Source organism: Nocardioides sp. NPDC047086 (genome assembly GCF_040643685.1).
Lineage (GTDB): Bacteria > Actinomycetota > Actinomycetes > Propionibacteriales > Nocardioidaceae > Nocardioides.
The window spans coordinates 58,409-79,000 of sequence record NZ_JBEYUV010000014.1 but is presented as its reverse complement, the minus strand read 5'-3'; the positions used below and the strand labels follow the sequence as shown (position 1 = coordinate 79,000).

Below are 20,592 nucleotides of genomic sequence, written 5' to 3'. Positions count from 1 at the left end.
GAGACGGGTATGCCGGAGAAGGGGTCGGGCGTCGAGACCGAGATCGCCGAGGCCCTGGAGATCGCCCGGTCGGCGTCCGGGGAGCACGAGATCGATCTCGATTCGGAGGAGGCCGCGGCCGAAGCCGGTTCGAGCACCGGGGCGAGTTCCGAGGCGAGCACCGACGCGGAGTCGGACGAGCCTGAGGCGGAGCGTCCGGCAGTCGATCCGGCGACCCTGAAGAGCCGTAAGGCCTTCGCCCGGCGCCAGTGGCGCCGGCGCTGGCTGGCCTGGCGCTATCTCATCGTCGGCACCCTGGTCATCGCGCTCCTGCTCGGCGGGATCTGGGCGGTCTACTTCTCCACCTGGCTGCAGGTCAAGGGCACCTCGGTGCACGGCTCGATGAAGATGACCAGCGCCAAGCAGGTCGTCGAGTTCGCCGCGGTCCCTGTCGGGGAGCCGCTGGCCACCGCCGACCTCGAGGCGGTGCAGGTGCGCGTGCTCAACGGCCTGCCGATGGTGCGCTCGGTCAACGTCTCGCGCGAGTGGCCCGACAAGATCCGGGTCGACGTCACCGAACGTACGCCGGTGGCTGTCGTCTCCATCGGCGGCCGGCTCCGCGCGCTCGACGAGACCGGCACCGTCTTCTGGGACTACAAGAAGGCGCCGTCCAGCCTGCCGATGGTGAACACCGTGACCGGCACCAACTCCGACGCGCTCCGCGAGGCCGCCGCCGTGGCCTCGGCGCTCCCGGCGGATCTGGCCAAGAGGGTCGACCACGTCGAGGTCACCACCGTCGACTCGATCTCGCTGGAGCTGCGCAACGACAAGCGGGTGGTGTGGGGGAGCAGCGCCCAGTCCGACACCAAGGCCGACGTGCTGGTCGCGTTGATGAAGGCGGAGCCCGACGTGGCCCACTACGACGTCTCGGTGCCCGGCCAGCCGGTCACCAGCAAGAGCATCGATTGATCCTCTGCGGCTCTTCCCTACCGGACGGCTCTGCCACATTGCCCCTACCGGACGGCACGAGATCGGCACAACTGATCCGCGTCCGCGTGTCGCGCCAGTTTGAGGACGTACGTCTGCCTACTGTTCTGAGAACGGCGAGGTTGACATAACTATAACCCTCAGGTTGAGGGTAAGGGTTGAGGACCCGCCGTAAGGACCAACCAGCGATCGAAGGGGCGACCACCGTGGGAGCTGCACAGAACTATCTGGCGATCATCAAGGTCGTCGGCATCGGTGGCGGCGGCGTCAACGCTGTCAACCGGATGATCGAGGTCGGCCTCAAGGGGGTCGAGTTCATCGCCATCAACACCGACGCCCAGGCCCTGCTGATGAGCGATGCCGACGTCAAGCTCGACATCGGTCGCGAGCTGACCCGCGGCCTCGGTGCCGGCGCCAACCCGAGCGTGGGAGAGAGCGCCGCCGAGGACCACGCCGACGAGATCGAAGAGGTCATCAAGGGCGCCGACATGGTCTTCGTGACCGCCGGTGAGGGTGGCGGCACCGGCACCGGCGGCGCCCCCGTCGTGGCCCGCATCGCCCGCTCCCTCGGTGCCCTGACCATCGGTGTGGTGACCCGCCCGTTCGCCTTCGAGGGCCGTCGTCGCGCCAACTCCGCCGAGGAGGGGATCAGCAAGCTCCGCGAGGAGGTCGACACCCTCATCGTCATCCCCAACGACCGGCTGCTGTCGATCTCGGACCGCAACGTGTCGGTGATGGACGCCTTCCGCCAGGCCGACCAGGTGCTGCTGCAGGGTGTCTCCGGCATCACCGACCTGATCACCACGCCCGGCCTGATCAACCTCGACTTCGCCGACGTGAAGTCGGTCATGTCCAACGCCGGCTCGGCGCTGATGGGCATCGGCTCGGCCCGCGGCGACAACCGCAGCGTCGAGGCCGCCGAGATGGCCGTCTCCTCGCCGCTGCTGGAGGCCTCGATCGACGGCGCCCACGGGGTCCTGCTCTCGATCGCGGGCGGCTCCGACCTCGGCCTCTTCGAGATCAACGAGGCCGCCGCGCTGGTCGCCGACGCGGTCCACCAGGAGGCCAACATCATCTTCGGCGCGACCATCGACGACGCGCTCGGCGACGAGGTCCGGGTCACGGTGATCGCGGCCGGCTTCGACGGTGGCATGCCGAAGCGTCGTGAGGGTGCCTCCGCGCTCGGCAGCGTGCAGGGCCGTGCCAGCGGCTCGCAGTCCGCCAACAACGGTGAGACCGCCGCGGTGGCCACCGCGGTCGCCAGCCGTCGCGCCGAGGAGCCGGAGGAGACCCCGGCCGCGCCGGCCCAGCCCGCCAAGCCGGCCCCGGCCCCGGCCCCGGCCACGCCTCCGCCCGCGGCTCCGCCGGCCGAGCCCGCCCCGGTCGCCAAGAAGCCGGCTCCGAGCGTCCAGTTCAGCGATGATGAGCTCGACGTTCCCGACTTCCTGAAGTAAGCACAGCCTCAAGTAAGCACAGCTCGAAGTAGGTCCCTTCTTGTATTCGTTCCGAGCCTCAGCAGGCCTCGTCGACCTGGCGTTCACCGACAGGTACGGCGGGGTCAGTCCTGCTCCGTACGCCGAGCTCAACCTGGCGGTCAACGGCTCGGACTCGACCGACGCGAAGGCCGAGAACCATCGGCTGCTGCTGGCCGACTTCGCCGACGGTGCGCCCTATGCCGACCTCTACCAGGTCCACGGCAACGCGGTCGTCGACGCGGAGTGCGGCACCCGCCCCGAGGCGGACGGCATCGTCACCACGGAGCGTGACCTGGTGCTGCTGGTCCGCGCCGCCGACTGCGTACCCGTGCTGTTCGCGGACGAGGCGGCCGGGGTCATCGGTGCGGCGCACGCCGGACGCAAGGGGATGGCGGTCGGGGTCGTGCCCGAGACCGTCGCCCGGATGCGCGCGCTCGGCGCGACCCGGATCACCGCCTGGGTCGGACCGCACGTGTGCGGCAAGTGCTACGAGGTGCCTGCCGAGATGCAGGCGGAGATCGCCGCGGTCGAGCCCGCCACGCGTGCCACCACGAGCTGGGGCACCCCGAGTCTCGACGTCGGCGCCGGAGTGCTCGCCCAGCTGGCCCGCGAGGGCGTCGAGACGGTCGACGCCAGCCGCTGCACCCGCGAGTCCGAAGACCTCTACTCCTACCGCCGTGACGGCGCCGGCATGTCGCTGGGCGCCCTGATTCGGCTGCGTGGTGCCTGATGGCGACCGATCGCGCCGATGAGATCGCCGCGGGCCTCGCCGAGACCCGCGAGCGGATCGCGGTGGCGGCCAAGGCCGCCGGACGCCCCGCCGACGACGTCCACCTGGTGGTGGTCACCAAGTTCTTCCCCGCCTCCGACGTACGCATCCTGGCCGGCCTCGGCGTCACCGACGTCGGCGAGAACCGCCACCAGGAGGCGGCGGCCAAGGCGGCCGAGTGTGCCGACCTCGGGCTGCGCTGGCACTACATCGGCGGTCTGCAGTCCAACAAGGCGGCCGCCGTGGCCGGCTACGCCGACGTGGTCGAGTCCGTCGACCGCTCCTCGCTGCTGCCGCGGCTCAGCCGCGGTGCGGGAGAGCGCGGCCAGATCCTCGACGTGCTCCTGCAGGTCTCCCTCGACCCGCCCGGACGCGAGGGTCGTGCCGGGACGGATCCCGGTGACGTACGGGACCTGGCGGCTGAGGTGGTGGCGACCGACGGGCTCCGGCTGCGGGGTCTGATGGCAGTGGCGCCTCTCGGTGAGGATCCGGAGCAGGCTTTCGTCCGGCTGGCGCGGATCCGAGAGGACTTTCTGGTCGAGTATCCCGAGGCGACGGTGCTGTCGGCGGGGATGAGCGGAGACCTGGAACAGGCGATTGCCCATGGCGCGACACACGTACGTGTCGGGTCTGCGGTCCTCGGAGAGAGGCCAACTGTCAAGTAATGTCTCGGTCAGCAATACTTTGGGGAAGGTGGCAGCATGAGCGGCGCGATGCGCAGGTTCGGTGAATACCTCGGCCTGCTGGAGGACACCGGGTATGACGACGATGTCTACGAAGGTGACGACGACGAGACCCGTTCCCACGAGCCCGTCAAGGCTTCGGCGCGGTCGAAGCAGTCACGCCCGGCCCCGGTCGCTGATCTTTCCGAGCGGCGACGAGCAACGGTGGTGCCTGCAGTGACAGAGCTTTCCAAGATCATCACGCTGACCCCGACGTCCTACAACGAAGCGCGTCAGATCGGCGAGAACTACCGCGACGGTACGCCGGTGATCATGAACCTCACCGAGATGAACGATCCGGACGCAAAACGGCTCGTCGACTTTGCGGCCGGCCTGATCTTTGCTACCTATGGGAACATCGAGAGGGTCACCAACAAGGTGTTTCTTATCTCACCTGCGAACGTTTCGGTCACGGCTGAGGCCAAGCAGAGGATCGTTGAGGGCGGCTTCTTCAACCAGAGCTGAGGCCTTCGACACCTGCTCGTAGGTGCCTGGATGCGGTCCGCGTCTGGCATGTCTACGGACAGGCGCTAGAGTTTCGACAGCATTACCTGATGCCGCCCCCCGGCGGTGCAGTCCGTACGTCTGAGTCAACCGAGTAATGAATGGGTGAGGTCATGCCGCTGACGCCAGAGGACGTGAGCAACAAGCGCTTTACTCCCGTCCGGCTCCGCGAGGGCTACGACATGGGCGAGGTGGACCAGTTCCTCGACGAGGTCGAGGCCGAACTGGCACGTCTCACCCGGGAGAACGACGACCTTCGCGGGAAGTTGGCATCTGCGCAGTCGGGTGGGGGTCCGTCCTTCCCGATGGCTCCCGAGCCGCCTGCTCCTGAGCCGATGCCGGCACCTGAGCCGGTCTCGCACCAGGTGCCGATGTACCAGGAGGCACCGCAGACCGGCGGCATCGAGACGATCCGGGTCGAGACCGTGCCGGAGGCGTCCAACGCCGCCGCGCGCCTGCTCGAGCTGGCCACGCGCAACCACGACGCGCTCATCGACACGGCCAAGAACGACGCCGACAAGATCGTCGGCGAGGCCCGCACCAAGGCCGAGCGCCTCGAGGCCGAGTCGAAGTCGAAGGCCGACCGCATGGAGGCTGACGCGCGCACCCGTGCGCAGATGCTCGACAGCGAGACCGCCGAGCGTCGCCAGCAGCTCTTCGGCGAGCTGGAGCGCGAGAAGGACAACCTGACCACCGAGGTCGACACCCTGCGCAACTTCGAGCGGGAGTACCGTTCCCGCCTGAAGAGCTACTTCACGCAGCAGCTCGACGCGCTCAACAACTCGGCTGAGTCACAGGCGCCCGTGATGGCGGCCGCCGTCAACGAGTCGGGCCCGGCGCCCAAGCGTCTGCGCTCCATCCTGGGGGAGGACGAGGGCTGAGGCCCTCGTAGTCAGACTTCCATCGGCCGGTCCCGCGTCGCGGGGCCGGCCGATGCGCATGTCCGCGCCCGGCAACGGGTACGGCGCAGAGAACGCGTTGTAGCAGGTGAGGTGGGTCCTGTACGTGGATTGTGCGGTTTTTCCGCGCTACGGACCAATATCCGTGGAGTTTCGGTGTGTTAGTTGAGCGGAGCCGAATCCCGGGCTACATTCCGGGCACGCACTCCGCACCGACTCGGCGGCGCGAAGTGACGGCAGGAGAAAGGGGACTCCATGTCTGTACCGATGAGGTGTCGCGCCAGCGCGGCCGTCGGGCGCGTCCAGGTGACGACGCCCGAGCTTTCTGGGAATACCAGCTCCTACGTCACGGCTTCCACGTCGGTGGCCGCGGCGAGCGCCTAGCCAAACCTGACCACCGTGCGGCCCGGGGGCCGTGTCTCACACCAGAAAGCGAGTGCCGTGCCTAAGAAAGCAACCAAGACCGTCGTCTCTCCTGACCAGCTGAAGGTCAAGGATGGTGAGGACCCATGGACGAAGGATGAGCTCAACGAGGTCATCGACGAGCTTCACGAGATGAGGGCTCACAGCCTCGAGGTGCTCACCGCCCTCGAGACCGAGCTCTCCGGCCTGATGAAGGACTCCGGCGACGGCGCAGGCCAGGACCAGGCCGACATGGGGGCGACCAGCTTCGAGCGTGACCACGAGCTGACCGTGGTCAACAGTGAGAAGGACAAGCTGGCCCAGATCGAGCGTGTCCTGGGATACCTCGAGGACGGCTCGTACGGCATCTGTGAGTCGTGTGGGGAGCCGATCGGCAAGATGCGGCTCATGGCGTTCCCGCGTGCCACACTGTGCATGACATGCAAGCAGCGCGAGGAGCGTCGCTGAGCGACGCACATACCGGTCCTGAGTCCGACGTGCGCCCTGTTCGATGGGCCGAGTTCGCGACCGTCGCAGTGTTTCTGCTGGTCATCGACCAGATCACGAAGCTCTGGGCGGTCGCGACGCTCGTTCCGGGGCAGCCGCAGGAGCTGGTCGGCTCGGTGCTCCAGCTCAACATCATCCGCAACCCGGGCGCGGCCTTCTCGACGGGGACCGGCTACACCTGGGTCTTCACGACGCTCTCGATCGCGGCCACGATCGGTGTGCTCTGGTTCGCGCGCCGGGTGCGCCACCGGGGCTGGGCCTTCGCGCTCGGCATCCTGGTCGCCGGCATCAGCGGCAACCTGATCGACCGGCTGCTGCGTGAGCCCGGCTTCTACGTCGGGCACGTGGTCGACTTCCTGCAGCTGCCCAACTGGCCGATCTTCAACGTCGCCGACATGTGCATCAACGTGGCCGCGGTGCTGATCGTCATCCTCTCGTTCAAGGGGATCGGGCTCGACGGGTCGGTCGACGGTGGTGCCGCGGACGAGGCGGACGAGCCGGCCGAGGCGTCGAAGGACGAGTCCGAGGGCGAGTCGAAGTGAACTTCGGTCACGCCGACCAGCGCACGCTGCACGTTCCCGACGGTCTGGAGGGGGAGCGGGTCGATGCCGCCATGGCGCGGCTCTTCGGCCTGTCCCGCACCCGTGCGGCGGAGCTGATCTCCGAGGGGCTGGTGACCGTGGACGGCTCGGTCGTGGCCAAGAGCGACCGGGTCAGTGCCGGATCGATGCTCGACGCGACGATCCCGTCACAGGCCGACCCGCTGGAGATCAAGCCCGAGATCGTCGAGGGCATCAAGATCATCTACGACGACGACGCCTTCGTGGTGATCGACAAGCCCGTCGGCGTGGCCGTCCATCCCTCGCCGGGCTGGCAGGGGCAGACCGTCGTCGGCCACCTCGCCGCGGCCGGGTTCCGGATCTCCACCTCGGGGGCCAAGGAGCGCGAGGGCATCGTCCAGCGCCTCGATGTCGGCACCTCGGGCGTGATGGTGATCGCCAAGTCCGAGCACGCCTACTCCGTCCTCAAGAACGCGTTCCGGCAGCGTACGGTCGACAAGACCTACCACGCGCTGGTCCAGGGCCACCCCGACCCGCTCGAGGGGACGATCGACGCCCCGATCGGGCGCAACCCGAAGTACGACTACAAGTTCGCGGTCCGCGCGGACGGACGTCAGTCGGTGACCCACTACGAGACGCTCGAGGCGCACCGGTTCGCCTCGCTGCTCAAGATCCACCTCGAGACCGGGCGCACCCATCAGATCCGCGTCCACATGTCGGCGCTGAAGCACCCGTGCGTCGGCGACCTCACCTACGGTGCCGATCCCGCCCTGGCGCGGCGCGTCGGGGTCGAGCGGCAGTGGCTGCACGCGGTGCAGCTCGGCTTCGAGCATCCGGAGACCGGTGAGTACGTCACCTTCGAGTCGACCTACCCCGACGATCTCCAGCACGCGCTCGATGTCATCCGCGACTCCCACTGAGGCGGTGCTCCGTCCCGCGGAGGCCGAGGACATCGCCGAGATCGTCCGCACCTACGTCGAGGCCCGTGCCGCCGCGCCGATGCCGGCGCCGATCTACCCGGAGTCGGACATCCGGGAGTGGCTCGCCGTCAAGGTCCTGGCGCCCCAGAAGGGGTCGCAGGTGTGGGTCGCGGAGGTCGCCGGAGTCGTGGCGGCCTTCGTCGCCTTCACCCCGACCTGGCTTGACGACCTCTTCGTCCACCCCCGAGCCCAGGGCACCGGCCTCGGCAGCATGCTGCTCGACCTGGTGAAGTCGCTGGCCCCCGACGGCTTCGGTCTGTGGGTCTTCGAGATGAACACCCCCGCGCGAGCCTTCTACGCCCGCCACGGGCTGGGTGAGGTCGAGCGCACCGATGGCTCCGCCAACCAGGAGAAGACCCCCGACGTACGCATGGCCTGGCCCTAGCCGAGGCGTCACCCGCGTCGGCCGAGGCGGCACCCCGATGCCTACTCGGCCGACGTACCTGACGCCTCGGCCTGCAGAACTGACGTCTCGGCGGCGATGAGAGCGATCTCGGCGGGGCCGACGCGGCAGCAGCCGCCGACGTACGCGGCGCCGGAACGCACCCAGGAGAGGGCCTCGCCGGGGCGGAAGTGAGGGGTGCCGGTCCAGGCGCCGTCGGCGTAGGTCTCGCCGGTGTTGGGGTAGACGACGGCGGGCTCGCCGGTGGCGGTGGCCAGCTGGACGGCGGCGGGGACGTCGGCCGGGTCGCAGCAGTTGACGCCGACGGCGACTAGGGAGCGGATGCCGGCGGCCAGCGACAGCGCGTCGGCCAGGGGCTGGCCGGCACGGGTTCGGGTGCCGGCACACGAGTAGGAGAACCAGACCGGGAGGCCGATGTCGTCGAGGAGGTCGACGAGCACCTCGGCCTCCTCGATGTCGGGGATGGTCTCGACCGCGATCAGGTCGGGATCCTCGGTCTCGAGCAGCGCCAGCCGGGGCGCGTGGAAGTCACGCAGCACGCTCGCCGAGACTCCGTAGCGGCCGCGGTACTCCGACCCGTCGGCCAGGTAGGCGCCATAGGGTCCGATAGAGGCCGCGACCAGGCGCCCGGGGGCCTCTTGGGCGACCTCACGCGCGACCCGGACGCTGCGGCGCAGCAGCTCGGTGGCGTACGTCTGGGTCATCCCGGCCTCCACGAAACCGGGCACGCTGGCCTGGTAGCTGGCGGTAGTGGCGACGTCGGCGCCGGCGGCGAAGTAGGCGCGATGGACCGCGGCGATCTCGGCGGGCGACTCGTCCAGCAGCCGGGCCGTCCAGAGAGCGCCGGAGACGTCGTGACCGCGTGCTTCCAGCGCGTTGGACAGGCCGCCGTCGAGGATCGTCACCACAACTCAAGACTGTACGGCCAGCCGCCCGAAAAACTGTCGGTGGCGCCAGATAGTCTGTAGTCCTTCCCCCAGGTCGTCCGTTTGCGCGGGCTCCTGCGCCCGCTCCATCCGTTCGACCTCGAGGAGGGCTCCACGCCAATGGCGGCCGGCTCCAAGGACTCTTTCGTCCACCTGCACGTCCACACCGAATACTCGATGCTGGACGGTGCCTCGCTTCTCGATGGTCTCTTCAAGCGGACCAGCGAGCTCGAGATGCCGGCGATCGCGATGACCGACCACGGCAACATGCACGGGGCCTACGACTTCTGGAAGAAGGCGAAGGCCCACGACGTCAAGCCGATCATCGGCATCGAGGCCTACATCACCCCGAACACCCCGCGCTCGGAGCGCAAGCGGGTGCGGTGGGGCAAGGGCGATGCGGCCCAGGAGGGCGGCGACGACGTCTCGGGCGGTGGCGCCTACACCCACATGACGATGTGGGCGGAGAACACCGAGGGGATGCACAACCTCTTCCGGCTCTCCAGCCGTTCCAGCCTGGAGGGCTACTACTTCAAGCCGCGGATGGACAAGGAGATCCTCGCCGAGCACTCCAAGGGGATCATCGTCTCCACCGGCTGCCCCTCGGGCGCGATCCAGACCCGGCTCCGGCTGGGCCAGTGGGACGAGGCGCTCAAGGAGGCCGGTGAGCTGCAGGACATCTTCGGGAAGGACAACGTCTTCCTCGAGCTGATGGACCACGGCATCTCCATCGAGAAGCGGGTCCGCGACGACCTGCTCAAGCTCGGCAAGGCCATGAACATCCGTCCGGTCGCGACCAACGACTCCCACTACAACAACCCCGAGGACGCCGGCGCCCACGAGGCGCTGCTGTGCGTCCAGTCGGGCAGCCGGATGACCGAGCCGCCCTACTCCAAGGGCGGCAAGCGGTTCGCGTTCGAAGGCAGCGGCTACTACATCAAGACCGCCGCCGAGATGCGCGAGCTGTGGGGCCAGCAGGACCTCATCGAGGCCTGCGACAACACCCTGCTGATCGCCGAGCGCTGCGATGTGCAGTTCACCGAGTCGACCGGTGGCTACATGGCGCTCGCCGACATCCCCGAGGGCGAGACCGAGGAGTCGTGGCTGCGCAAGGAGACCTGGCGCGGCATCGAGCTACGCTACCCGGGCGAGAAGACGACCCAGGAGGTCCGCGACCGCGTCGAGTTCGAGATCGACGTCATCCTGCAGAAGGGCTACCCGGGCTACTTCCTGGTGGTCGCCGACTTCATCCAGTGGTCCAAGGACAACGGCATCCGGATCGGACCGGGCCGTGGTTCCGGTGCCGGCTCGATCGTGGCGTACGCCTTGCGGATCACCGATCTCGACCCGCTCGAGCACGGACTCTTCTTCGAGCGGTTCCTCAACCCCGAGCGTCCCTCGATGCCCGACTTCGACATCGACTTCGACGACCATCGACGCGGCGAGACGATCAAGTACGTCACGGAGAAGTACGGCGCGGAGAAGGTCGCCCAGATCGCCACCTTCGGGCGGATCAAGGCCAAGCAGGCGATCAAGGACGCCGCTCGCATCCTCGACCACGGCTTCGCGATCGGCGACCGGATCACCAAGGCGCTGCCGCCCGACGTGATGGGCAAGGGAGTGCCGCTCAAGGAGCTGTTCAACCCCGACCACAAGCGCTACGGCGAGGGCGGCGACTTCCGGGCCCTGCACGACACCGACCCCGACGTCCGCAAGATCTATGAGACGGCGCTCGGCCTCGAGGGCCAGATCCGGCAGACCGGCATCCACGCGGCCGGCGTGATCATGGCCTCCGAGCCGATCATCGACATCGTCCCGCTGATGGAGCCCAAGCAGGACGGCCAGGTGGTCACGCAGTTCGAGTATCCGACCTGCGAGGCGCTCGGCCTGGTCAAGATGGACTTCCTGGGCCTCTCCAACCTGCACACCCTCGAGGACGCGCTCGGCAACATCCGCGCCAACCGCGACATCGACCTGGTGCTCGAGGACGTCCCCTTCGACGACAAGGCGACCTACGAGCTGATGCAGCGTGGCGACACGCTCGGCGTCTTCCAGCTCGATGGTGGTGGCATGCGGGCGCTGCTGCGCTCGATGCTGCCCGACCGGTTCGCCGACATCACCGCGGTCTCCGCGCTCTACCGGCCCGGCCCGATGGGTGCCGACTCCCACAACAAGTACGCCCACCGCAAGAACGGCCGCGAGCCGATCGTGCCGATCCACCCCGAGCTCGAGAAGCCGCTCGCAGAGGTGCTGGGGGAGACGTACGGCCTGATCGTCTATCAGGAGCAGGTGATGTCGATCGCCCAGGTCCTGGCCGGCTTCTCGCTCGGACAGGCCGACAACCTGCGTCGCGCGATGGGCAAGAAGAAGAAGGCCGAGCTCGACAAGCAGTACGCCGGCTTCCAGGCCGGCATGCTGGAGCGTGGCTACTCCCAGAAGGCGATCGACACGATCTGGGAGATCCTGCTGCCGTTCTCCGACTACGCCTTCAACAAGTCGCACTCGGCGGCCTACGGCGTGGTCACCTACTGGACGGCCTACCTGAAGGCCAACTACCCGACGGAGTACATGGCCGCGCTCTTGACCTCGGTCAAGAACGACAAGGACAAGATGGCGATCTACCTCAACGAGTGTCGCCGGATGAAGATCGCGGTGCTGCCGCCCGACGTCAACGAGTCCGCCCACGACTTCACCGCGGTCGGCACCGACATCCGCTTCGGCCTGACCGCGGTCCGCAACGTCGGCGCCCAGGTCGTCGACGGGATCGTCGAGGCACGCACCTCCAAGGGCCGCTTCGAGGACTTCAACGACTTCCTCGCCAAGGTGCCCGACCGGGTCTGCAACAAGCGCGTGATCGAGTCGCTGATCAAGGCCGGCGCCTTCGACGACATGAAGCACCTGCGCCGCTCGCTGGTGGCGATCCACGAGACCGCGGTGGACCAGTACATCGACATCAAGCGCAACGAGGCGATCGGCCAGGACTCGCTCTTCGGCGGGCTCGACGAGGCCGACGGCGGTGACTTCGGGATCTCGGTGACCATCCCCGAGATGGACGAGTGGGACAAGATGACCCTGCTCGGACACGAGCGAGAGATGCTCGGCCTCTACGTCTCCGACCATCCGCTGATGGGCCTGGAGCATGTCCTCGCCAACGGCACCGACTGCACCATCGGTCAGCTGATGACCGATGAGTCACGGCCTCACAACACCACCGTCACGGTCTCCGGGCTGGTCACCAACGTCAACCGGCGCATCACCAAGAAGGGCGACGCCTGGGCGACGGTGACCCTGGAGGACCTCGAGGGCTCGGTTGAGGTGCTGCTCTTCCCGTCCTCCTACCAGCTCGCCGCGCCGCACCTGGTCGAGGACTCGATCATCCGCGTCAAGGGCCAGCTCTCCCGCGACAAGGACCAGCCCGAGCTGCGTGGCCAGGAGGTCACCGTCCCCGATCTGACCGGCGGCCCGGGTGCCGCTGGTGGACCGGTGGTGATCTCGCTGCCGTCGACGCGGTGCACGCCGCAGGTGATCGCGGGGCTGCGCGACGTACTGACCACCTATCCCGGAGTAGCCGAGGTCAGGCTACGGTTGATGACACGGGACGCGACCCGGGTCATGAAGCTCGATGACCGGCTGCGGGTGGCACCGACTCCCGAGCTGTTCGCCGACCTCAAACACCTCCTCGGACCAGGATGCCTGACAATCTGATCGTGCCGCCGCCGCCCAGTCTCTACGCGACCAGCCGCCGCTCCACCCGCCCCGATCTGTCCCGCCCGGTGCTGGTCCAGGTGGCCATCATCGTGGCCGCCTTCATCGTCGGCGGCCTCGCCGCGGGTCTCGCCGCCGCGACGCTGTGGACCCCGCCGACCGGGATGGTGCTCGAGGACAAGTGGTATCGGGGGCTCATCTCTATCGACCCGCCCGCCATCGGGCAGAACATCGATCAGGCCGTCTTCGCCGCGACCGCCTGGTTCTCGGTCTGCGCGATCGTGCTCGGCCTGCTGGTCGGCATCGCCGCCGCGGTCTGGCTCAACCGCTCCGAGCTGGTCACCCTCGCCGCCCTGGTGGTCGGCGGTGCGATCGGTGGCGGTCTGATGCTGCTGGTCACCTCGCTGCTCTCCCCTGAGGACCCGAACGCTCTCGCCAAGGGTGCCGCCGACGGCACCGTGCTCCAGGACAGCTTCCAGCTGGCCTCGCCGTGGCTGGTCCTGCTCGTCCCGGGCTCGGCGATGCTGGCGCTGATGGTGATCTTCTTGATGTGGGCGCCGCACCCTCAAGAGGACCATGAGCTCGACGGACAGCAGGCCCGGACCGAACGGTGAGTTCGGCGGGGGTCACCTGGCGATGGGGGCCGTGGTGGCGTTCGTGATCTCGATCAGGTCGGTGGGAGAGAGCTCGATGTCCAGGCCGCGCCGCCCGCCGGAGACGTAGACCGAGTCGTACGTCGTCGCGGACTCGTCCACGACCGTCGGATGGGCACGCTTCTGGCCGACGGGGGAGATCCCGCCGGCGACGTAGCCGGTCGCGCGCTCGGCTGCGCTCACCTCGGCCATCTGCGCCTTCGAGCCGCCCAGTGCACGGGCCAGCGCCTTGAGGTCGAGCTGGCCGGTGACGGGGACGATGCCGACGACGAGCTTCCCGTCCAGGGAGGCCATCAGCGTCTTGAAGACCCGCCTCGGCTCGACGCCGAGGGCCTCGGCGGCCTCCAGCCCGTAGGACTCGGTGCGCGGATCGTGCTCGTAGGGGTGCAGGGTGTAGTCGATGCCGGCCCGAGTGAGGGCGAGGGTCGCCGGAGTGCCTCCGCCGGCCCGTTTCCCGGCTTGCTTCTTCGGCATCAGTTGGGGGACCACTTCGTGCGGGCGACCTCGGTCGCGGGTAGCGAGGGGATGACGTTCATCGCCTTGAGCTCGGAGCGGAGCAGGTCGGTGGCCATGCCGAGGCGTACGCTGGCGTCGGGTGCCTCCAGGAGCGCCTGCCGGTCGGGCATCGGCAGGGGAGTGGTGGCCGAGATGGTCCAGGAGAGGAACTCCGGGTCCTTGGGGAGCGAGCCGGTGAACGGGTCCTCGCGGAACTCCAGCAGCGCCGCCCGGTAGGCGGTGAAGGTCGCTCGCGCGGTGTCGACGATGGCGCTCGGGACCGCGACGTGATCCTCGGGGAGGTCCTCGACATCGGCGACGGGGAAGTCGCCCGAGCTGACCAGGCTGTCCATCCGGATCCGGTCGACCGCGAGCACCTCGAGGTCGAAGGAGCCGTCGTCGTGCCTCTCCACCTCGGTGATCAGCAGCTTCACCCCGACGCGGTAGAGCGACTGGGCGCCGGTCTCACCGACCTCATAGCCCTCGCGGATCGCCACCGAGCCGAAGTGGCGGTCCTCCTCCTCCTGGCGGAGCAGGTGGTGCACCATCGCGCGGTAGCGGTCCTCGAAGACCCGCAGCGGGAGCGTCACGCCGGGAAACAGGACCGCGTTGAGCGGGAACATGGGTAGTCGCTGGCGCTCGTTCACGGGCACCAACCTATGGGGGCCGCGGGCGTGTCCGCCCGCGAACCCCACAGTGTGTCCTCCCGCGACCGGCCCGAGCGGTCAGTCGTCGTACGCCGCCCGGTCGATCTTGGTGTGGTAGCGCTGTCCGGTCGCGGCGCCGAGGAGCGCCCCGGCGAGCATCACGACCAGGAGCACGATGCCGGCGATCAGCGCGCCCCAGCCGAGCTGGTCGGTGCTCACGCTCATGTTGGGCAGGTCGACCTGCTGCATGATGTCGTAGCTCGAGCCGAACAGCGCGCCCACGACGGCCGCGATGATCATCACCGCGATGGCCACGATCCACACGCCCAGGCCCTGACGACGGGCGTCGAAGCGGGACATCCGGGCAGCGACGTACCCGCCGGCGAAGTAGCCGATGAACATCACCACGGCGAGCGTGATCGCGGCCGCGAGGCCAGCGGAGTCGGCCATCGACTCCAGGTCGGCCTGGGTCCAGTTCTGATCGGCGCCGACCGCGGAGGCGACGGCGCTGATGACCGCACCGAGCAGGACGATGACGCCGATTGTGACGAGCCAGCCGAAGAAGCAGGCGCCCCAGTTGATGCCGCCATAGGTGTCGTGCAGAGCGGCACGGCGCCCGTCCTCGGTGTGGCGGTGGTGCACGACGTCGGTGGCGGCACGGTCGCCGGCGTGCAGAGGGCCGACCGCGTCGCTGGCCCGGTACGGGCGCTCGACGCTGTCGTCGTGGCCGACGACGGCGGGCCCGCCGGGATAGGGATCACGCGCCTCGGCGTGGTTCACGTCGGTCTCGGGGTAGCTCTTGTCGGCATGCTTGTCCTCGCGGTGGAAAAGTCCAGGGCGTGCCATGGCGATCCTCCTTCGGTGGGTCAGTCCTCCGGGTACCCGGATCGGGGCGCCGTATGCGCTTCCTGGCCGCGTCCACGTGGCGTCGGCAGATCGGCTCCGGGGCCCGCCGACTCGTAGACTGGAGGCATGATTCGCCGCATCGACCTCAGGGGCGCCGACCCCACTGTTGACTACCGCGCCGCCGTCCCGCGCGCCGAGTTCGACATCGAGGCGGCCACTCATGCGGTGCAGCCGATCATCGACGCCGTCCGCGAGCGCGGCCAGGAGGCGATCGCCGAGTTCTCCGAGAAGTTCGACGGCGTGCGTGTCGAGGACATCCGGGTCCCGGCCGCCGCGCTGACCAAGGCCCTCGACGAGCTGGACCCGGCGATCCGGGCCGGCCTCGAGGAGTCGATCGCCCGTCTGCGTACGACCTGTGCCGCCGAGCTCGAGGAGGACGCGGTCACCGATCTGGCGCCCGGCGCCCGGGTGACGCACCGCAAGGTGCCGGTGGGGCGCGTGGGGCTCTACGTGCCTGGTGGGCTGGCCCCGCTGGTCTCCTCGGTGCTGATGAACGTCGTCCCGGCCCAGGTCGCCGGAGTGCCCTCGATCGCGCTGGCCTCGCCGCCGCAGAAGGAGTTCGGCGGGTTGCCGCAGCCCACCATCCTGGCCGCGTGCGCGCTGCTCGGCGTGGACGAGGTCTACGCCGTCGGTGGCGCTCAGGCGATCGCGATGTTCGCCTACGGGGTCGACCCCTGCGAGCGCGTCGACATGGTCACCGGTCCCGGCAACATCTACGTCGTCACCGCCAAGCGCCTGCTCAAAGGGCAGGTCGGGATCGACTCCGAGGCCGGTCCCACCGAGATCGCGATCCTCGCCGACGACACCGCCGAGGCGGCCTACGTCGCCGCCGACCTGATCTCCCAGGCCGAGCACGACCCGCTGGCTGCCTCGGTGCTGGTCACCGACTCCGAGACCCTGGCCGCCGACGTCGAGGCCGAGCTCGAGAAGCAGGTCGCCGCGACCAAGCACGTCGAGCGGATCCGTACGTCGCTGACCGGTGCCCAGTCGGGCATCGTGCTCGTCGACGACGTCGACCAGGGCGTCGACGTCGTCAACGCCTACGCCGCCGAGCACCTCGAGATCCACACCGCCGATGCCGCCCGGGTCGCCGGCCGGATCCGCAACGCCGGCGCGATCTTCGTCGGCTCCTACGCCCCGGTGTCGCTGGGTGACTACTGCGCCGGGTCCAACCACGTGCTGCCGACCGGTGGCTGCGCCTGCCACTCCTCGGGTCTCTCGGTGCGGGCCTTCACCAAGTCGATCCACGTCGTCGACTACTCCCGCGAGGGGCTCGCAGCGGTCAAGGACCACGTGGTCACGCTTGCCGAGGCCGAGGACCTGCCCGGTCACGGCGCGGCCGTGTCGGTGAGGTTCTCCTGATGAGCTGGCCGCCGATCCGCGCCGAGCTCGCCGGGATCGAGCCCTACGGCGCCCCGCAGCTGGACGTCCCGGTCCAGCTCAATGTCAACGAGAACCCCTACCAGCCGTCCGCGGAGACGGTCGCCGACATCGCGGCCAGTGTCGGCGAGGCGGCGCGCACGCTGAACCGCTACCCGGACCGCGAGTTCGTCGCGCTGCGGGAGGGGCTGGCTGCGTACCTCCGCTCCGATGTCCCGAACGCGGAGATCACGCCCGAGCAGGTGTGGGCGGCCAACGGGTCCAACGAGGTGATGCTGCAGCTGCTGCAGGCCTTCGGTGGTCCGGGCCGCACCGCGATCAGCTTCGCGCCGACGTACTCGATGTATCCGGAGTACGCCCGCGACACCAACACCGAGTGGACCGTGGGACACCGCGAGAGCGACTTCGCGATCGATCTGGAGAAGGCGCGGGCGCTGGTCGAGGAGACCCGGCCCCACGTCGTGCTGCTGCCGAGCCCCAACAACCCCACCGGCACCGCGCTGCCACCGGAGGCGGTCACCGCGCTGTGCGAGGCGGTCGGAGACGGCGGCATCGTCGTGGTCGACGAGGCCTACGGCGAGTTCCGGCGGACCGGGGTGCCCTCGGCGCTCGAGCTGCTCGCCGAGCACCGCAACCTCGTGGTCACCCGCACGATGTCGAAGGCGTTCGCCGGAGCCGGGCTGCGGCTCGGCTACCTGGCGGCCGACCCGGCGATCTGTGACGCGATCCGTGTCGTACGTCTGCCCTACCACCTCTCGGCGGTCACCCAGGCGGCGGCGAGCGCGGCGCTCCGGCACGCGCCGGAACTGCTCGGCTACGTCGCCTCGCTGCGCGAGGAGCGCGACGCGCTCGTGACCTGGCTGCGCGGAGAGAGTCTCGAGGTGGCCGACTCGGACGCCAACTTCGTCCTCTTCGGGCGCTACGCCGACCGGCACGCGGTCTGGCAGGGGCTGCTCGACCGCGGCGTGCTGATCCGCGAGACCGGGCCCGACGGATGGCTGCGGGTCTCGGTGGGCACCCCGCAGGAGATGGACGCCTTCAAGCAAGCTTTGACCGATGTGAACGGAGCACGCGCATGAGTTCGGCAAGGACCGCCCGGATCGAGCGGGAGACCTCGGAGTCGAAGGTCGTCGTCGAGGTGAACCTCGACGGCACCGGACGGGTGGACGTCTCGACGGGTGTGGGGTTCTACGACCACATGCTGACCGCCTTCGGGCGGCACTCCCTCCTCGACCTGACCGTGCACTCCGAGGGTGACGTGCACATCGACGCCCACCACACCGTCGAGGACACCGCGATCGTGCTCGGCCAGGCGCTGCGCCAGGCGCTGGGTGACAAGAAGGGCATCCGCCGCTTCGGCGACGCGACCCTCCCGCTCGACGAGGCCCTGGTGCGGTGCGTCGTGGACGTCTCCGGGCGGCCCTACTCGGTCCACACCGGTGAGCCGGAGGGTCAGCAGTACGTGCTGCTCGGCGGCTCCGGGGTGCCCTACCTCGGTTCCCTGACCCAGCACGTCTTCGACTCCATCGCCCACCACGCCCACCTGACGCTACACGTCAACGTGCTCGCCGGGCGCGAGCCGCACCACATCGTGGAGACGCAGTTCAAGGCCTTCGCGCGGGCGTTCCGCGACGCGATCGCCTACGACCCGCGCGAGACCGGGATCCCGTCGACGAAGGGTGCGCTGTGAGCGCGCCTTCCGTCGTCGTCCTGGACTACGGGTCCGGAAACGTACGCTCCGCCGTCCGTGCCGTCGAGCGCGCCGGCGCATCCGTCGAGTTGACCGGTGACCTCGACGCCGCGATGGCGGCCGACGGGCTGCTGGTGCCCGGCGTGGGTGCGTTCGAGGCCTGCATGAAGGGGCTGCGCGCGATCCGCGGCGAGCGGATCATCGCCCGGCGGCTCGCCGGTGGCCGTCCGGTCATGGGGATCTGCGTCGGCATGCAGATCCTCTTCGAGACCGGCATCGAGCACGGCGTCGAGACCGAGGGCTGCGGCGAGTGGCCCGGCGTCGTGGAGCGTCTCCAGGCGCCGATCGTGCCCCACATGGGCTGGAACACGGTGGACGTCCCGTCCGGGACGAGCCTGTTCGCCGGCATCGAGAAGGAGCGGTTCTACTTCGTGCACTCCTACGGTGTGCGCGACTGGACCCTGGTCACCAACGACCGCACCGTCGCGCCGCTGGTCACCTGGGCCGAGCACGGTGGCGACCGGTTCGTCGCGGCCGTCGAGAACGGGCCGCTGAGCGCCACCCAGTTCCACCCGGAGAAGTCCGGCGACGCCGGCGCAGCGGTGCTGCGCAACTGGGTGCAGTCGCTCAAGGCCGCCTGAGGTGGCCCAGACCGGAGCCCGGGCGAAGGCCCGTGCCGAGCGCGAGCGGTTGGCGGCGGAGGCGGCCGAGAAGCGGACCGCCTCCGCAGCCAGGTCCGCTGAACGCCGCGCGCGGCGTGAGCGGTTCCTCGGCTGGGTTCCGGCTCGCCGGTCCCGGCCGGCCAGTGCGCTCGCGGAGCGCCGGCGGCGCAACGTACGGATCCTGATCGTCGTCCTGCTCCTGCTCAACGCGCTGGTCTACCTCGTCACCGAGGACGTCGGCACGGTGGTCTTCACGGCCATCGCGTCGGTGCTGGTCGCGCCAGTGGTCTACACGCTGCTCTTCCGCCGCTAAAGTGGCCGGATGGCAGCCAAGACGACCTGGACCGGCGCCGATCCCGTGGGTTTCGTCGAGGCCGTCTCGTCTCCCGCTCGCCGGCGGGACGCGCTCACGCTGCTGGAGCTGATGCGGCGCGTCACCGGCACGGAGCCACGGATGTTCGGCTCTGCCATCGTGGGCTTCGGCGACTACCACTACAAGTACGCCAGTGGGGCCGAGGGCGACGCCCCGGCCGCCGCCTTCTCGCCGCGCAAGGCTGCTTCGGTCATCTACCTCAACGACGGCATCGCCGCCCATGAGGAGCTTCTCTCCCGCCTCGGCCCACACACCACCGGCGTCGGCTGCCTCTACCTCAAGGACGTTGCCGCGGTCGATCCGAATGTTCTCGAGGAGATCGTCCGGCGCTCGTACGCCACCTTGACCGGCGGCACCTACGGCAAACGTGCCGCTGAGGGCTGAGCATCGCGTCGCTCGGGCAGCGAGTGACTGAGTGCGGCCCGGCTCGTCGCCGCCGGATGTATTGTCATGACATGACCGACTACGAGGTCTCCAGGTCCGCGGTGCTGCCGGGCGACATCGGCCGCGTTCACGCGCTGCTCGACGATTTCCACGAGTGGCCGTCCTGGTCGCCGTGGGAGGAGCTCGACCCGGACATGACGCGCACCTACTCCGGGGCCGACTCGGGTGTCGGCGCGCGGTATGCGTGGTCGGGCAACAAGCGCGCGGGCGCAGGCTCGATGGAGATCACCGAGTCGAGGCCCGAGCACATCGAGGTCGCGCTGGAGTTCCTCAAGCCGTTCAAGAGCCGGAGCACGGTGAGCTTCGACCTGGCCGGCGTCGCCGACGGTACGCAGCTGACCTGGACCCACACCGGCTCGGTGAGCGGCGTGATGGCGTTGATGCTCAGGTTCTACTCGATGGAGAAGGCGATCGCGCCCGATATGGAGAAGGGCTTGGCCAAGCTGGCGGCCGTCTCTGCGACGCGCGCGGACTGATCCGCGCTCCGAGGTCCCAGCTACCCGTTGACGGTCCCACCACGGTCG

At 69.1% G+C, this 20,592-nt stretch carries 23 protein-coding genes; 19 read left to right on the top strand and 4 right to left on the bottom strand.

Going from position 1 to position 20,592, the window contains the following annotated elements:
* Positions 1 to 9 precede the first annotated feature (9 nt).
* The 10 genes from ABZ796_RS12635 (at position 10) to ABZ796_RS12590 (ending at position 8,169) form a co-directional block, all read left to right on the top strand.
* On the top strand, positions 10 to 948 hold the full coding sequence (locus tag ABZ796_RS12635; RefSeq protein ID WP_357337249.1) for an FtsQ-type POTRA domain-containing protein: 939 nt from the start codon (positions 10 to 12) through the stop codon (positions 946 to 948).
* Positions 949 to 1,172: 224 nt separating this feature from the next.
* Positions 1,173 to 2,420: a cell division protein FtsZ gene (gene ftsZ, locus ABZ796_RS12630; protein WP_357337248.1), complete on the top strand. Its 1,248-nt coding sequence runs from the start codon at positions 1,173 to 1,175 to the stop codon at positions 2,418 to 2,420.
* 40 nt (positions 2,421 to 2,460) lie between these two features.
* Positions 2,461 to 3,171 (top strand): peptidoglycan editing factor PgeF, encoded by a 711-nt coding sequence (gene pgeF / locus ABZ796_RS12625; RefSeq protein ID WP_357337247.1) that lies wholly within the window; start codon positions 2,461 to 2,463, stop codon positions 3,169 to 3,171.
* The gene (locus ABZ796_RS12620; RefSeq protein WP_357337246.1) at positions 3,171 to 3,875 is read left to right on the top strand and encodes a YggS family pyridoxal phosphate-dependent enzyme; all 705 of its coding nucleotides are present in this window, start codon (positions 3,171 to 3,173) and stop codon (positions 3,873 to 3,875) included. The genes pgeF and ABZ796_RS12620 overlap by 1 nt, the downstream gene beginning before the upstream one ends.
* Before the next feature lie 36 nt (positions 3,876 to 3,911).
* Entirely contained in the window at positions 3,912 to 4,397 is a 486-nt protein-coding gene (sepF, locus tag ABZ796_RS12615; protein ID WP_357337245.1) for a cell division protein SepF, read from the top strand.
* 152 nt (positions 4,398 to 4,549) lie between these two features.
* Positions 4,550 to 5,317 (top strand): DivIVA domain-containing protein, encoded by a 768-nt coding sequence (locus ABZ796_RS12610; protein WP_357337244.1) that lies wholly within the window; start codon positions 4,550 to 4,552, stop codon positions 5,315 to 5,317.
* 459 nt (positions 5,318 to 5,776) lie between these two features.
* Positions 5,777 to 6,205 carry a TraR/DksA family transcriptional regulator gene (locus tag ABZ796_RS12605; RefSeq protein ID WP_091047579.1) on the top strand — a complete coding sequence of 143 codons (429 nt, stop codon included), beginning with the start codon at positions 5,777 to 5,779 and terminating at the stop codon, positions 6,203 to 6,205.
* A gap of 29 nt (positions 6,206 to 6,234) precedes the next feature.
* A complete protein-coding gene (lspA, locus tag ABZ796_RS12600) occupies positions 6,235 to 6,786 on the top strand; it encodes a signal peptidase II (protein WP_357337243.1) in 552 nt (183 codons plus the stop codon).
* A complete protein-coding gene (locus tag ABZ796_RS12595; protein ID WP_357337242.1) occupies positions 6,783 to 7,724 on the top strand; it encodes an RluA family pseudouridine synthase in 942 nt (313 codons plus the stop codon). Before lspA ends, ABZ796_RS12595 begins: the two co-directional genes overlap by 4 nt.
* A complete protein-coding gene (locus tag ABZ796_RS12590; protein ID WP_357337241.1) occupies positions 7,702 to 8,169 on the top strand; it encodes a GNAT family N-acetyltransferase in 468 nt (155 codons plus the stop codon). Before ABZ796_RS12595 ends, ABZ796_RS12590 begins: the two co-directional genes overlap by 23 nt.
* A gap of 41 nt (positions 8,170 to 8,210) precedes the next feature.
* On the opposite strand, the gene mmuM is transcribed toward ABZ796_RS12590, so the two are convergent.
* Positions 8,211 to 9,095 carry a homocysteine S-methyltransferase gene (gene mmuM, locus ABZ796_RS12585; protein WP_357337240.1) on the bottom strand — a complete coding sequence of 295 codons (885 nt, stop codon included), beginning with the start codon at positions 9,093 to 9,095 and terminating at the stop codon, positions 8,211 to 8,213.
* Positions 9,096 to 9,233: 138 nt separating this feature from the next.
* Between mmuM and dnaE the strand changes: the two genes are divergently transcribed.
* A complete protein-coding gene (gene dnaE / locus ABZ796_RS12580; protein ID WP_357337300.1) occupies positions 9,234 to 12,818 on the top strand; it encodes a DNA polymerase III subunit alpha in 3,585 nt (1,194 codons plus the stop codon).
* Positions 12,803 to 13,432 (top strand): hypothetical protein, encoded by a 630-nt coding sequence (locus tag ABZ796_RS12575; protein WP_357337239.1) that lies wholly within the window; start codon positions 12,803 to 12,805, stop codon positions 13,430 to 13,432. Before dnaE ends, ABZ796_RS12575 begins: the two co-directional genes overlap by 16 nt.
* Before the next feature lie 12 nt (positions 13,433 to 13,444).
* On the opposite strand, the gene ybaK is transcribed toward ABZ796_RS12575, so the two are convergent.
* From ybaK to ABZ796_RS12560, 3 genes are all read right to left on the bottom strand, one after another.
* Positions 13,445 to 13,945, bottom strand: coding sequence for a Cys-tRNA(Pro) deacylase (ybaK, locus tag ABZ796_RS12570; RefSeq protein ID WP_357337238.1), 501 nt, complete (start codon positions 13,943 to 13,945; stop codon positions 13,445 to 13,447).
* Complete coding sequence (locus tag ABZ796_RS12565; protein ID WP_357337237.1) at positions 13,945 to 14,613, bottom strand: LON peptidase substrate-binding domain-containing protein; 669 nt, start codon at positions 14,611 to 14,613, stop codon at positions 13,945 to 13,947. The genes ybaK and ABZ796_RS12565 overlap by 1 nt, the downstream gene beginning before the upstream one ends.
* Positions 14,614 to 14,691: 78 nt before the next feature.
* Positions 14,692 to 15,459: a hypothetical protein gene (locus ABZ796_RS12560; RefSeq protein ID WP_357337236.1), complete on the bottom strand. Its 768-nt coding sequence runs from the start codon at positions 15,457 to 15,459 to the stop codon at positions 14,692 to 14,694.
* A 126-nt stretch (positions 15,460 to 15,585) separates the two neighbouring features.
* On the opposite strand from ABZ796_RS12560, the gene hisD reads away from it, so the two are divergent.
* The 7 genes from hisD to ABZ796_RS12525 all read left to right on the top strand — a co-directional run bounded on the left by hisD (position 15,586) and on the right by ABZ796_RS12525 (position 20,544).
* Positions 15,586 to 16,881, top strand: coding sequence for a histidinol dehydrogenase (gene hisD / locus ABZ796_RS12555; RefSeq protein WP_357337235.1), 1,296 nt, complete (start codon positions 15,586 to 15,588; stop codon positions 16,879 to 16,881).
* A complete protein-coding gene (locus ABZ796_RS12550) occupies positions 16,881 to 17,978 on the top strand; it encodes a histidinol-phosphate transaminase (RefSeq protein ID WP_357337234.1) in 1,098 nt (365 codons plus the stop codon). The genes hisD and ABZ796_RS12550 overlap by 1 nt, the downstream gene beginning before the upstream one ends.
* Complete coding sequence (gene hisB / locus ABZ796_RS12545; RefSeq protein ID WP_357337233.1) at positions 17,975 to 18,589, top strand: imidazoleglycerol-phosphate dehydratase HisB; 615 nt, start codon at positions 17,975 to 17,977, stop codon at positions 18,587 to 18,589. Before ABZ796_RS12550 ends, hisB begins: the two co-directional genes overlap by 4 nt.
* Complete coding sequence (gene hisH, locus ABZ796_RS12540; protein WP_357337232.1) at positions 18,586 to 19,230, top strand: imidazole glycerol phosphate synthase subunit HisH; 645 nt, start codon at positions 18,586 to 18,588, stop codon at positions 19,228 to 19,230. The genes hisB and hisH overlap by 4 nt, the downstream gene beginning before the upstream one ends.
* Position 19,231: 1 nt before the next feature.
* Positions 19,232 to 19,564 (top strand): hypothetical protein, encoded by a 333-nt coding sequence (locus tag ABZ796_RS12535; protein ID WP_357337231.1) that lies wholly within the window; start codon positions 19,232 to 19,234, stop codon positions 19,562 to 19,564.
* A 9-nt stretch (positions 19,565 to 19,573) separates the two neighbouring features.
* Positions 19,574 to 20,008, top strand: a complete 435-nt coding sequence (locus ABZ796_RS12530) for a DUF1801 domain-containing protein (protein WP_357337230.1) — start codon at positions 19,574 to 19,576, stop codon at positions 20,006 to 20,008.
* A gap of 71 nt (positions 20,009 to 20,079) precedes the next feature.
* Positions 20,080 to 20,544 (top strand): SRPBCC family protein, encoded by a 465-nt coding sequence (locus ABZ796_RS12525; protein WP_357337229.1) that lies wholly within the window; start codon positions 20,080 to 20,082, stop codon positions 20,542 to 20,544.
* Positions 20,545 to 20,592 lie beyond the last annotated feature (48 nt).

Coding starts and splice junctions, on each gene's coding strand:
- ABZ796_RS12635 (WP_357337249.1), top strand. CDS start 10: ATGCCGGAGAAGGGGTCGGGCGTCGAGACCGAGATCGCCGAGGCCCTG.
- ABZ796_RS12620 (WP_357337246.1), top strand. CDS start 3,171: ATGGCGACCGATCGCGCCGATGAGATCGCCGCGGGCCTCGCCGAGACC.
- sepF (WP_357337245.1), top strand. CDS start 3,912: ATGAGCGGCGCGATGCGCAGGTTCGGTGAATACCTCGGCCTGCTGGAG.
- ABZ796_RS12610 (WP_357337244.1), top strand. CDS start 4,550: ATGCCGCTGACGCCAGAGGACGTGAGCAACAAGCGCTTTACTCCCGTC.
- ABZ796_RS12590 (WP_357337241.1), top strand. CDS start 7,702: ATGTCATCCGCGACTCCCACTGAGGCGGTGCTCCGTCCCGCGGAGGCC.
- dnaE (WP_357337300.1), top strand. CDS start 9,234: ATGGCGGCCGGCTCCAAGGACTCTTTCGTCCACCTGCACGTCCACACC.
- ABZ796_RS12575 (WP_357337239.1), top strand. CDS start 12,803: ATGCCTGACAATCTGATCGTGCCGCCGCCGCCCAGTCTCTACGCGACC.
- ybaK (WP_357337238.1), bottom strand. CDS start 13,945: ATGCCGAAGAAGCAAGCCGGGAAACGGGCCGGCGGAGGCACTCCGGCG.
- ABZ796_RS12560 (WP_357337236.1), bottom strand. CDS start 15,459: ATGGCACGCCCTGGACTTTTCCACCGCGAGGACAAGCATGCCGACAAG.
- hisD (WP_357337235.1), top strand. CDS start 15,586: ATGATTCGCCGCATCGACCTCAGGGGCGCCGACCCCACTGTTGACTAC.
- ABZ796_RS12550 (WP_357337234.1), top strand. CDS start 16,881: ATGAGCTGGCCGCCGATCCGCGCCGAGCTCGCCGGGATCGAGCCCTAC.
- hisB (WP_357337233.1), top strand. CDS start 17,975: ATGAGTTCGGCAAGGACCGCCCGGATCGAGCGGGAGACCTCGGAGTCG.
- ABZ796_RS12530 (WP_357337230.1), top strand. CDS start 19,574: ATGGCAGCCAAGACGACCTGGACCGGCGCCGATCCCGTGGGTTTCGTC.
- ABZ796_RS12525 (WP_357337229.1), top strand. CDS start 20,080: ATGACCGACTACGAGGTCTCCAGGTCCGCGGTGCTGCCGGGCGACATC.